The sequence below is a fragment of the Kribbella sp. NPDC051770 genome (assembly GCF_040681455.1).
GTDB lineage: Bacteria > Actinomycetota > Actinomycetes > Propionibacteriales > Kribbellaceae > Kribbella.
The window spans coordinates 275469-287921 of the sequence record NZ_JBFAYT010000005.1; the positions used below are offsets into that span (position 1 = coordinate 275469).

Sequence of the window (12453 nt, forward strand, 5' to 3'; positions counted from 1 at the left end):
GCTCAGACGTCGAGCAGGCCCCGGAGCTTCGCTCCGGACTTGGCCCAGGTCCACTCGCTCTCGACCCACTCCCGGCCGGCGCGACCGAATGCTTGCGCGCGGCCCCGATCGGTGAGCAGCTCGACCAGGCGGACCGCGGTCGCGACGGGGTTGTACGGGTCGACCAGGTAGCCGGTCTCGCCGTGCCGGACGGTGTCCGCCGTACCGCCGGAGTCGCCGATCACCACCGGCTTGCCCGTGGCGGAGGCCTCCAGCGTGACGATGCCGAGGGCTTCGGGTTCGAGGCCGAAGCGGCGCGTCCGGGTCGGCATCGCGAAGACGTCCGCGGCGTCGACGTACGGCGGGATGTCCTGCCAGGGCACGGATCCGGTGAAGTGCACGGCATCGCCGAGCGGTTCGGCCAGGGCTTCCAGGCGCTCGCGCTCCGGGCCGCCGCCGACGAGCAGCAGCACAGCATCCGGTACGTCGGCCAGCACCCGCGGCCAGGCTCGGATCAGCGTGTCCTGGCCTTTGCGGGCGATCAGCCGGGAGACGCAGGCGACGACCGGTCGCTCGTCGAGTCGGAGGCTCTTGCGTACCTGCTCTCCCCCACACCCCGGGAAGAAACGAGCCGGATCAACACCTGGAGTGAGTCTCTCGATGGTTGCTTTCGGCGACAGCGCGCGGGCGATGAGCTCCTCGCACCACGCCGAGACCGTGGTGACGACGTCGGCGGTGTCGCCGATCCTGCGCAGGGCCTGGCGGGTCGCCGGCAGGCTCGCCCACCAGGTTTCGTGACCGTGGCTCATGGCAACGATCCTGCGGGCGCCGGCGGCGCGGAGCTGCTGGGACATCAGGCCGAGCGGGGCGGCGGCGCCGAAGAGGACGCGGTCGGCGTCGTACTCGCGCATCAGCTGGATCGCTCGGCGGGTGACTCGGGGCGTCGGGAGCAGCATCTTCGTGCGGTCGCGGACGACCGGGAAGGACAGCGTGCGGTCGTACGTCGTGTCGCCAGGTGTGTGCGACGTGTAGACGACCAAGTCGTCGAGCTCGTCGCAAAGGGACCGCACGAACGTCTCGATCCCGCCCTGGCGCGGCGGAAAGTCGTTGGTGACGACCAGAGTGGTCATTTGACCAACGGCGGCACAGGATCCCCGTGCTCGCTCCCCCACGCGCGCCCCATCGCGATCCGCTCCGGCGGCGTCGGATGGCTCGCGAACATCCAGTACCGCCAGCGGCTCGGCTCGAGGCCCGAGATGTTCGTCACCGACAGCGCGTGCTGCATCTCGACGAAATCCTTCGGATCATTCGTCAGCCGCAGCGAGTGGAAGTCAGCACGTGCCTCGATCCGCCGGCTGACCAAGTTCTGCACCGGCGCCGCGAGCGTCGTACCGGCGACGACCAACGCCAGCAACGCAGCCGTACGCCGCGGATCGGCCATCCGCTCACCGAGCAGGAGCTTGAGCAGCACCACCGCGAACGCAGCCCCGAGCGTCCCGATCAGCGTCCCGTGCAGCACGTCGTCCTCTGCCGCGTGGCCGAGCTCGTGCGCGACCACCAGCCGGACCTGCGCCGGCGTCGCGTCCTTCAGCAGCGTGTCGTACACGACCAGCCGCCGCGTCGACCCGAAACCTGACACGTACGCGTTCAGCGCCGTCGTCCGCTTCGAGGCATCAGCAACGAGCACATCGCGAACCGGTACGCCGTCCTCACGCGCCAGCTGCATGAACGCGTCGCGCTGCGCGCCCGGCGCCATCGAGGTGAAGTCGTTGAACCGCGGCTCGACCAGCACCGGGTACGCGAACGAGACCCCGAGCACAAGCACCGCTCCGGCGATCGCCGCGGGCGCCCACCACCAGGTCCGCCACTTCTTCGCCAACGCGATCAGCCCGAGCGCGATCGCGACCAGCGCGAGCGACATCAGCAGCCAGTTCACCGCGCGGTCGCGTAGCCACAGGCCCCAGCTCTCGGTGGACAGGCCGTAGTCGCGGGTGACCTGCTCGGCCAGCGCGTCGGTCGGGAGCGTGACCAGCGAGGTGATCAGCCCGAGCCCCGCGACCAGCGCCGGTACGGCGAGCCACCAGCGGCGGATGCGCAGTACGTCGTACAGGCGGCGGCCGAGCGGGCTGAAGCCGATCGCGAGCGGGACGAGCACCGACAGCACCCACGAAGTCGTTGACCACGGCAACAAGGCGTGGCGGAACGCCTGCTGGCGGTCGATCTCGGCGCTGGTGAAGTCGAGCGCCGCGTCGGGCTTCGGCAGGTCGATCAGGTGCCACGGCGTGGTGGTGACGATCACCACGACCAGCGCGGCGGCAACCAGGAGACCGGCGATCCAGGGAGCGCGCCGGTCAGACACCGGCGAGCCGCTTGATGTAGTTCTGCCAGTCGGCGACGAACTGCTGCTCGGTGGTGCCCAGCACGGTGCGGAACGCGTCGGCCAGCCCGGTCGGGCTCTTCGACGCGTGCACGGTCCGGTAGAACTTGACCAACTTGCTCTGTCCTTCCCGCTCGGCGATCAGGCGGCACGCCAGCCAGCCCGACTCGTAGGCCTGCGGGAGCTCCGTCGACGACGCGGCGAAGGCCTCCGGCGCCGGCAGCGCCTTCGGGACCTTGCCCGCCCGGATCGCCTTGAACAGCTCCTTCGCCGCGGACTCGTCCTGGACGGAGACAGCGGTGAAGGCGACGTAGTCGGCGAACCCTTCGGCCAACCACAACGGTACCGGCGAGGCGGTGGCGGTCGAGGCGACGTGGGTGGTCTCGTGGGTGAGCACGATCCGCCGGCCCTGCTTGCCGAGCTCGTCGAACAGTTTCGGGTTGGCCACGATCCGGACCGGGGCCCCGACCTGCGGGGTGTCCAGCTCGGCCATCGTGACCGCCGCGATCTGGGTGTAGGTGCCCTGCTGGGCGCCGAGCACGTTCTCCATCTGGGATTGCTTCGACGGCAGGTAGATGACCGCCTTCTGCCGCCAGTTCCGGCCCCAGACCTTGCTGACCGAGTCGACCGCGCGGTCGGTGACCTCGGCGTAGTCGTCGGCGTTGGCCTGTGAGTCCAGGCTGATCACCAGGCTGTGCTCGCTCTTGGCGACGTCGATGCTGCCCAGCGCCCAGATCGGGCGGCGCTGACCGGCCACGAAGCGCTCCGAGAAGGACGCGGCGTACGTCGTACCGTCGCGGGTGACGAAGGTGACCGGGAGCATCTCGCGGGCCGGCTTCGCGTCGTACCCGGTGAGCTGCCAGGAGACCTCGACCTGGGCCAGCCAGGACTGCGTGCCGCCGAGGGCGCGGGTGCGGTCCGGCTCGAGGGCGGCCGGGTCGTCGCTGACGTAGCGCAGCTGGAAGGTCGCCAGCGGGAGCTTGCCGAGGTTGTTGTAGATCGTCCGGGCCTGCTCGTCGAAGGACTTGGCCTGCGGGTCGATCGTGGCCAGGAACTCGGAGCGGTTCTCGGCGCGGACGGCGTCGGCCATCTTCTGCAGGACCGCCTCGCCGGCGACCGCGCGGCGGACGCCCTCGGAGGCCTCGTCGGGGGTCGTGGAGGTCTGGCCGGGATTGGGGGTGCCGGTCGGACCAGTGGTGCTCGCGGGGTCGTCGGCCAGCTGACGGATCCCCGCGAAGGCGGCGACGCCGACCACCCCGACCGCGGCCCCGAGGGCGATCCGCTTGACGAGAGGACGCGGGAGGGGCCAGACGACGCTCTTCCAAGAATTTTGGTCAGGTGCCGACTGCTCCAGGCGAGGAGAACCAACTGGTTCTGTCTTGACCTCACCGACCGGCGCGTCGTCCCACCAACCACCACCGATCGCCGGCTTCTTCTGCCGCGGCGCCGCGTGCTGAGCCGGGATCACCACCGTCGTCTGGTCCGACGGCGCCTTCCGGGGCGGAACGGCAGGCAGCGGCGTCGTCTCGCGCTGGTCGTCGTTCACCTCGGCCCCTTGCTGCTCACCTGCCCCAGTCCGGGGAGTCACTTTAGGCGTCCTCCCCGACAGGAGAACACACCGGTGGTGAAACGACGCGGCTCCGGGGGGCGGGCCCCGGAGCCGTGATCACGAATCTGAACCCGCGCCTGCTCAGCCCGGGCGGACGGCGCCGCTGTACGGCATCACGTTGATGGACTCGGTCTTGACCGGCTTGCCGGGGCGGCTGGCGTGCACCATCCGGCCGTTGCCGATGTACATGCCGACGTGGCTGATCGGGCTGTAGAAGAACACCAGGTCGCCCGGCTGCAGCTGGCTCTTGCTGACCCGGCGGCCCTCGTTGATCTGCTGCTTGGAGGAGTGCGACAGCGAGACGCCGGCGCGGCCCCAGGCCGCCATCGTCAGACCGGAGCAGTCGAACGAGCTCGGGCCGTCGGCGCCCCACACGTACGGGTCGCCGAGCTGGGCCATCGCGTACTCGACCGCGGCGGCGGCGCGGCCGCTGGCCGGGACGTCCGGCAGGTCCTCGTCGTCGTCCATCCGGCCGCTGCGGCTGGTCCGCTGCTCGCGGGCCTCCTCGGCTTCCTTCTCGTTCTCGGCCTCGATCCGGGACCGCTCCTCGTCGCTGAGCTTGCCGAGCACCTTCTCGGCGGCGTCGAGGTTGGTCTGGATCTGCTTCTTCAGGCCGTCCTGCTGGGCCTGGACGGCCTGCAGCGCGGCCAGCTCGGTCTGCTCGCTGGCCTGCAGGTCGGCGAGCTTGCCCTGGGCGGCCTGGAACTTGCGCAGCGCGGAGTTCTGCTGGCCGGCGTACGCCTGGGCGGTGGAGGCCTGGCTGAGGAACTGGTCGGGGTTCGTCGACAGCAGCAGTTGCGCCGTCGTCGTCATCCCGGAGGTCTGGTACCCGGCGACCGCGAGCGAGCCGATCTGCCGCTTCACCGCGTCGACCTGGGTCTGCTGCTTCTTGATACCGGCCTGCAGCGCCTTGACCCGGTCCGTCGACGCCTTGATCTGCCCACGCAGATCGTTGGCGGACTCACCGGCCTGCTCGGCCTTGTGCTGCAGTGTCGCGACCTGGGCCTTCGCCTGCTCCAGCGTCAGCTTGGGGTCCGCGTCCGCGGCTCCCTGGACGAAGAGCACTCCCGCTACGACGGCGGTGCTGGTGATGGCGGCGAGGGCGATACCCCTGGTGCGGTTGATGCGTCCGATGGACACAGCCCGGTCGGTCCCTTCCTCTGCTCGCGCCGTCCCCGTCGACCCGACGCCCGAAGCGACGAACCTACCGCAGCAGGTTCTTCGCCGGCCGGGGGGTCACCCTTCGGCTGGTGCTGCCCGGCCGGTCCGGAAGACCGACACGCTGAGGCAACGAGAGGTAACAGTAGTAACCGATTCGTGACCGGTGCAATTCGCCCCTCGGGTTTGATCCAAAATTAACGTCGGGCAAAGGGTTGCCGACCGTCCCGGTCGCGGTCAGGGCGCGACCGGACCGGCGCTCAGACCGCGTCCGCGGCCGATTCTCCTTCCCCAGCAGCGTTTGGTTCGACGCTGCTGACGGCATGCACCAGCCGCAGCGGCGGCACCAGACCGGACTGGGCCAGTACGTCGAGCGCCGCACGCTCGTCGTCGTCGATCCGCAGCTCGGCGGACCGCTCGGCAGTCAGCCCGAGCACCACCGTGACCACGCAGTCCTGGCAGCCCGGACCTCTCATCACGCACGCGTCGCAGTCGATCAGCACAACGTCCTCCAAAGGGGGAAGCACCCGGACTTGCATCCGGCTGCCAAGGACGCTAAAGAGCCCCACCGACAGTTTCTGATCGGCGGCGGTTCGTGAGGCTGTTCCAGGCGTTGCGGATCGGCTTCAGGGGCGGGCGATCCGGGCGATCAGGCTGATCGCGGACAGCGCGCGGGCGCCGAGCTGGACGATGCTCTCGGCAACCTCCCGGTCCGACGAGACGACCACGATCGGGCGCCCCGGCGGCTCGGCGCGGACCAGTTGCCTGATCACCTCGTCGGCGATCACCCCGGCCGGGCTGAACCGCACCCGTACGCCGCGCGGCGGCGTCAGCTGGACTGGCCCGGACAGCTCCGCGCCGTCGAACACCACCGTCACCTCGACCCGTCGCTGAGCCACCAGCGCGCCGAGCGCGGTGACGAGCCGCTGCCGCTGGGAGTGCAGCGGGGAGTTCGGCCAGACGGTCTTGGTGACGTTGTACCCGTCCACGATCAGGTGGACCTGCGGCAGCGCCAGCAGCTCGTCGAACAGCGCCGGGTCGTCGTCCGGCGCCGTACGGCCGACAGGAGCCGCCGACGGCTCCACACCGGCCACAGTGTCCGCAGGGCGCAGCTCTCCCCCGGGCGGCAACGCCAGCTCACGCCGTAGCCCGCTGGCAGCCTCTACGAGCGTGTCCAGCAGCAGTCTGGTGCGCGTTGACGCCATCTCGCGCTCCTGCCCCGCCGTACGGCGTGCTGCGTGCTCCACAGCCTCCAGCTCGGTCACCCGCGCCCGCAGCTTGCGGACCTCCCGCTCGACCTCAGCACGCGCAGCAGCGACCCGCTCGTCGGCGGTGGTCGCCTCGATCGTCCGCTGCTCGAGCTCGCCCTGCAGACCGCTGATCCGCTGGCGCGCCTCGTTCAGCTTGCGGCGCAGAGTGGTGTTCTCCGACTTCAGGTCGCTCACCTGCTCGCGCAGCCGCTCCCGGACCTGACGGGTCTCCGTACGGGCCTGGTCGAGCTGGTCGGTGAGCCTGGTCACCACCTGGTCGTCCACGGCGGAGGTGTCCGGCTGCACCTGGGCAGCGGCGAGCACCCGGTCCTCCCAGTCGTCCGGGCGGAGCAGGTACGCCAGAGCGGCCGCCTCGACCGGCTCCGCGGCCGGGACCGGCACGCCGTCGGCGATCGCGTCGCCGAGCTCCGGGTGCTCCCGGCGTACCTCGAAGGCGATCAGCCGGCGGAAGTGCTCGTCGGTCGCCAGGATCGGGCCCATCACCGACGCCGACAGCTTGGCCCGCTTCGCCGGGGCGAAGCTGGCGAACCGCCGCAGCGGCGCCGGGACGTCGGTCGCGGGCAGCTGACCGAGAGCCTGGGCGGCGAGAGCGAGAACCCGCTGCCGAACCGGTTCGGGCAAGGCGGTGGTAGCGGAGCCGGCGGCGGTGCCTGCCTCAGTCACCGGTCCGCAGTCCGGCCCGGACGGAGGTCTGGCTCAGCCAGTGACGCGGACCACAGCGGCCCGGCGCACGGCCCGGGATCGCGGTGATCGCTTGAATACGCATACCCGCAGCGTAGTCGGTCGGGCCGCGTGTCAGCGCAGGAATTGTCGGTGCGGGCTTCTAGCGTCGTCGTCATGAGCAGCCCCTCGCCGGATCCCGCCGCTGCCCCGGCGCCCGGACCGCTGGTCGCGATCCGTGGCGTGCAGCCGAGTTTCGACGACCTCGGCACCCCGTTGCGCGACGTCACCTTCTGCGTGGTCGACCTGGAGACCACCGGCGGCGCGCCGGGCGAGTCCGGGATCACCGAGATCGGCGCGGTGAAGGTCCGGGCCGGTGAGCTGGTCGGCGAGTTCCAGACCCTGGTCAACCCGGCCGAGCCGATCCCGCCGTTCATCGCCGTCCTGACCGGGATCACCGACGGGATGGTTGCCTCCTCACCCCGGATCGACTCGGTGCTGCCGGCCTTCCTGGAGTTCGCCCGCGGCTGCGTGCTGGTCGCGCACAACGCGCCGTTCGACGTCGGCTTCCTCAAGCACGACAGCCAGGTGCACGGGTACGACTGGCCTGACTTCCCGGTCGTCGACACGGCGCTGCTGGCCCGGCGGGTGCTCACGCCCGACGAGGTGCCCAACTGCAAACTCGGCACGCTGGCCAAGCTGTTCCGGTCCACCACGTCGCCGAACCACCGCGCGCTGTCGGACGCGCGCGCGACGGTCGACGTGCTGCACGGGCTGTTCGAGCGGGTCGGGTCGCTCGGCGTCCAGACGCTGGAGGACCTGCAGACGTTCTCGGCGCGGGTGGCGCCCGCCGTACGGAAGAAGCGGCACCTGGCGGAGTCGTTGCCTCATGCCCCTGGGGTGTACCTGTTCACCGACGACCGCGGCGAGGTCCTGTACGTCGGGAAGTCGAAGGATCTGCGGACCCGGGTGCGCTCGTACTTCACCGCGTCCGAGACCCGGACCAGGATCGGCGAGATGATCGGGATCGCGTCCGGGGTGCGCGGGATCGAGTGCGGGACGTCGCTGGAGGCGGAGGTCCGCGAGCTGCGGCTGATCGCGGAGCACAAACCGCGCTACAACCGGCGCTCGAAGTTCCCCGAGCGGCAGCACTGGCTGAAGGTCACCGTCGAGCCGTTCCCGCGGCTGTCGCTGGTCAAGAAGCTCCGCGACGACGACGCCGGGTACCTCGGCCCGTTCAGCTCCCGCAAGACCGCCGAACGCGCGATGGCGGCGCTGCACGAGGCGTTCCCGATCCGCCAGTGCACGCCGAGGATGTCGCGCGCGCCGCGGATGTCGCCGTGCGTGCTCGCCGAGATGGGCCGCTGCGTGGCGCCGTGCGACGGCCGCATCGACATGGACGCGTACGGCGAGTTCGTCGACGGCCTGCGCGCGGCGCTGGTCTCCGACCCGTCGCCGGTGATCGAGGCGCTGACCCGGCGGATCGACGTCCTGTCCGCCGACGAACGCTTCGAGGACGCCGCCGTCCACCGCGACCGCCTCGGCGCGTTCGTCCGCAGCAGCGCCAAGATGCAGCGGATGGGCGCCGTCACCAGCTGCCCCGAGATCTGCGCCGCCCGGCGTACCGACGACGGCGGCTGGGAGCTCCACGTCATCCGCCACGGCCGCCTGGCCGCCGCCGGCATCGCCGCCCGCGGCACCGACCCCCGCAAGTACCTCGAAATGCTCCGAGCCTCCGCCGAAACAGTCCTCCCCGGCATCGGCCCGGTAGCCACCGCTTCCCCCGAAGAGATCGAACTGGTCCTCCGCTGGCTCGACCAACCCGGCATCCGCCTCGTCGAGCTGACCGGCACCTGGACCTGCCCCATCTCCGGCGCCGCCCGCCACCTCCGCCGCCTCGATCCCCCACGCTCCGAGGACCACCACCATCCCTCGGAACGCCGCCGCCGGCAGTTGCGCCCCCTGGGCCCGGCGCGCACGGGTAGCTGACGCACCCCACCCACGGTGCTCACCCCAGGCAGCTGATCCACCCCGATGAGCCACGCCACGCGCTCTCCCCCAGGCAGCTGACCCACCCCGGTGAGCCGATCCACCCGGTCGCCCCAGCACACCTCCCCCCGAGCGCTCCCCTGAGCCTCCCGGCCGACGCGATGTCAACCACAGGCAACGTCGTCGGCCGCATCAACGCCGACATCCAGCAACGCAGCAACTCGCGCGCACCGCGGACGCTCGCCACCAGGTGCCATCCGCCCCGGGCGCACTCCTCCGCGGGTGTCCACCACCCACCTGCACGAGTTCCACGAGGACTGCTGAGCAACTACCCGGCCGGTGCGACCTCAGCCACAGGCAACCTCGTCGGCCGCATTGCCGCCGACCTGTAGCGGCAGACCGACTCGGGCTGGCCAGCCGGCGGGCCGGGCACGGCGACGACGGGGCGGCAGGCGCACACCCCCGCGGGCCGGAACGGCGAGAGCAACGTGTGCCCGCCAGCCTGGCACCTAGCCAACTCCACCGGCCCGCCCTCCCCCGGCCGGTGCTGCCTCAGCCACAGACCACCTCGTCGGCCGCATCACCGCCGGCCTGTACCGGCAGGCCGACTCGAGCCAGCCCACCGACGGCCCGGGCGCGACGGCGACGGCGGGCTGGCAGGCGCACCCCAAGCGCACCCCCGGCGTACGGCAACCCACCCCCCAAACAACCCGACAACTATGCTTCACCGCGGCAGGAACTTGCGGGGGACGACGGAGAGGACGACATGGTCACGGCGATCGTGTTCATCAAGGCGGACGTGGCGCGGATTCCTGAGGTGGCCGAGCAGGTGGCGGCGATCGACGGGGTCAGTGAGGTGTACTCGGTGACCGGTGGTCTGGACCTGATCGCGATGGTCCGGGTCGCTCACCACGACGATCTCGCCAGCGTCATCCCCGACCACGTGAACCGGGTGCCCGGCGTCCAGAGCACCGAGACGCACATCGCGTTCCGGACGTACTCGACGCACGACCTCGAGGCCGCCTTCAGCCTCGGCCAGGAGGACGGTCTCTGAGGCTGGTCGCGTGGCCTGTCTGACACCCCGCTGAAGTTACGGTGAACCCATGAGCAACCCTCCCGCCGGCTGGTATCCGGACCCCACCGGACAACCGGACACCATCCGCTGGTGGAACGGGACGCAGTGGACCAACAAGACCGAGCGGGAGACGCCGGAAGAGGCCGCGCCTGAGGTCACGGCGGAGCCGGAAGCGGCGGCCGAGCCGGAGACTGTGGTTCAGCCTGCGGTCGTGGATGAGCCTGCGGTTGTCGCTCAGCCTGAGGTGGTGGATCACCCGAAGGCCGTCACGCCGCCTGAGGTTGAGCAGCCGGCTCAGAACGCGTGGACCGATGGGTCAGCGGCGCAGGGCGGCGTACCGGATGAGTCGGTTGACACCTCGTCGTTGAGCGCCGCCGAGAAGGCGCGCGCGACGTGGACGCAGAAGTTCGTGGGCTCGACCAACGCCGGGCACTGGACGCAGCAGGAAGCTCCCGCGGCGAGCGACCAGACCACCGGACCAGACCCCGCGACCGTCACCGGCGACCCCGAACCGGCGCAGAACCAGTGGACGTTGTCCTTGGCAACAGAATCTGCGAGTACGACGCCGTCGGGTGACGAGAAGCCTCAGCTGTGGAAGGTCCCTGACGAGACTCCGGGCGAGGACTACCCGGACCACTGGCGATCGGCCGAGGAGCAGCAGGCGCAGACGCCGCAGTGGGGTCCGACCGGTGGGGAGTGGGCTGAGCAGCAGACCACCCCGCAGTGGGGGCAGAGCGCTGTGGGCTCGCAGTCGAGCGCGACGGAATCCCAGGCCGGCCAGCAGGGCGCTGCAGGCTCCCAGGTCGGCCAGGAGACGTCCGCTGATCAGCAGGGTGCTGGAAGCTGGCAGTCGGGCAGTACGGGTAGCTGGGGAACCGGCGACCAACAGAACGCTGGTGCTGGCGACAGCAACGGCCAGAGCGCCAGCGGAGCCCAGCAAGGCGCTGCTGGGTGGCAGACCGGTGGCCAGCAGCAGAGCGCCGGCGGCTGGGACAGCAGCGGTCAGCAAGGCGCTGCCAGCACCGACACCGGTCAGCAGCAGAGCGCTGGTCCTTGGGACAGCAGCGGACAGCAGGGGGCTGCCGGCTGGGAGACCGGTGGGCAGCAGGGCGCTGCTGGGTGGCAGAACAGCGGGCAGGGCGATCCGTGGCAGTCCGCCGTACAGACTTCTCAGACCGGGACTGACCAGAGTGGCTGGGGTCCCCAGCAAGGCGGACAGGCCCAGTGGCAAGCAGGCCCGAGCGGGCCGACCGGTGGCGGCACCCGGCAGAAGACCGGCGGCGACAAGCCCGGCCCACCCAAGGCGATGCTGATCATCGCTGGTGCAGTAGGGCTCGTGCTGATCGTCGTAGCCGGCGTCTTCTTCGTTGCCAACCACGACGACAAGAAGGCCGAGCCCGAGCCGACCAGCAGCGTGCCGACGACTACACCGACCGACACCCCCACCACCGCGCCGACTAGCCAGCCGACCACTCCTCCGGGCCCCCAGAGCACTGTCCGCCCCGGCCAGTCCAAGAACCCGAAGCTGCACGAGGGCGGGCGGATCGCCTCCGACGCGATCTCGTTCCCGCGCCAGCGCCCGCCGTGGTCGGACCGCAAGCGGCTCGTCCCGCAGCTGGTCAACTCCAGCGGGCAGTACGTGCTGCTGCAGGAGAAGTTCGACGGCAAGAACAGCTGGTACGCCGACGCGTTCGTCGGCGCGCTCGGTACGTCGGTGCTGTTCAGCGGCGACGTGAAAGCCACCGCCGCCGACCTGTCGGCGCAACTGCGGAGCACCATGTACGGCGACATCCCCGTGAAGTTCGCCGACCTGCGCAACGGCGCCGCGAAGCGCACCGGGAAGAACGGCTGGTACTTCCAGCAGTCCGTCACCGCGACGAACCCGAAGATCACCATGCGCACACTGACCCTGACGGTCGCGGTGTTCGATCTGGGCGACGGCACCGCCGTCGCCTACATCAGCGACATCCCGACCACCCGGCCGGATCTGAGGACGGCCGAAGCCGCGCTCTACAAGGGAATCAACGTTGGCTGAAAACGAAAACCCGCCCCGCCACAGCGCCCCGCCCCCGCCCCCGCCGCCACGGTCTGAGCTGTCGGAGGAGGCGCGGAGTGAGGAGCGCGCTCGGCCGGAGGAGACTCGGTCTCCCGGTCAGGCGCCTGGGAGCGCCGCTCGGCCGCCCGGTGATGCTGGCGGGCCGACCGATGACCTCGCTGGGCCGTCGGCGAACGTCGGTGGGTCGCCTGCGCACGTCCCGGGGTCGCCTACGCACGCCGGTGGGCCGGCCGCGGATGCCGGTGCCCCGTCTGCGGACGTCGGTAGGCCGCCCCTCCA

General features: G+C 70.8%; 9 protein-coding genes. 3 read left to right on the forward strand and 6 right to left on the reverse strand.

Translation table 11 applies throughout. The features are described 5' to 3' along the window. Nucleotides 1-2: 2 nt before the first annotated feature. The 6 genes from AB0M01_RS19085 to AB0M01_RS19110 all read right to left on the reverse strand — a co-directional run bounded on the left by AB0M01_RS19085 (nucleotide 3) and on the right by AB0M01_RS19110 (nucleotide 7057). Nucleotides 3-1109, reverse strand: coding sequence for a glycosyltransferase family 4 protein (locus tag AB0M01_RS19085; protein ID WP_363671105.1), 1107 nt, complete (start codon nucleotides 1107-1109; stop codon nucleotides 3-5). Then, nucleotides 1106-2338 carry a M48 family metallopeptidase gene (locus AB0M01_RS19090; protein WP_363671107.1) on the reverse strand — a complete coding sequence of 411 codons (1233 nt, stop codon included), beginning with the start codon at nucleotides 2336-2338 and terminating at the stop codon, nucleotides 1106-1108. Before AB0M01_RS19090 ends, AB0M01_RS19085 begins: the two co-directional genes overlap by 4 nt. Beyond that, nucleotides 2331-3902, reverse strand: coding sequence for a hypothetical protein (locus AB0M01_RS19095; RefSeq protein WP_363671109.1), 1572 nt, complete (start codon nucleotides 3900-3902; stop codon nucleotides 2331-2333). Before AB0M01_RS19095 ends, AB0M01_RS19090 begins: the two co-directional genes overlap by 8 nt. Nucleotides 3903-4046: 144 nt before the next feature. Then, a complete protein-coding gene (locus tag AB0M01_RS19100) occupies nucleotides 4047-5105 on the reverse strand; it encodes an NlpC/P60 family protein (RefSeq protein WP_363671111.1) in 1059 nt (352 codons plus the stop codon). Nucleotides 5106-5383: 278 nt separating this feature from the next. Beyond that, a complete protein-coding gene (locus AB0M01_RS19105) occupies nucleotides 5384-5626 on the reverse strand; it encodes a hypothetical protein (protein ID WP_363671113.1) in 243 nt (80 codons plus the stop codon). Nucleotides 5627-5749: 123 nt separating this feature from the next. Continuing rightward, the gene (locus AB0M01_RS19110; RefSeq protein WP_363671115.1) at nucleotides 5750-7057 is read right to left on the reverse strand and encodes an NYN domain-containing protein; all 1308 of its coding nucleotides are present in this window, start codon (nucleotides 7055-7057) and stop codon (nucleotides 5750-5752) included. Nucleotides 7058-7231: 174 nt separating this feature from the next. Between AB0M01_RS19110 and AB0M01_RS19115 the strand changes: the two genes are divergently transcribed. The 3 genes from AB0M01_RS19115 to AB0M01_RS19125 all read left to right on the forward strand — a co-directional run bounded on the left by AB0M01_RS19115 (nucleotide 7232) and on the right by AB0M01_RS19125 (nucleotide 12153). Beyond that, entirely contained in the window at nucleotides 7232-9043 is a 1812-nt protein-coding gene (locus tag AB0M01_RS19115; protein ID WP_363671117.1) for a DEDD exonuclease domain-containing protein, read from the forward strand. Between the two features lie 766 nt (nucleotides 9044-9809). Beyond that, nucleotides 9810-10097 carry an Lrp/AsnC ligand binding domain-containing protein gene (locus tag AB0M01_RS19120; RefSeq protein ID WP_363671119.1) on the forward strand — a complete coding sequence of 96 codons (288 nt, stop codon included), beginning with the start codon at nucleotides 9810-9812 and terminating at the stop codon, nucleotides 10095-10097. A gap of 49 nt (nucleotides 10098-10146) precedes the next feature. Continuing rightward, nucleotides 10147-12153, forward strand: a complete 2007-nt coding sequence (locus AB0M01_RS19125) for a DUF2510 domain-containing protein (protein WP_363671121.1) — start codon at nucleotides 10147-10149, stop codon at nucleotides 12151-12153. Nucleotides 12154-12453 lie beyond the last annotated feature (300 nt).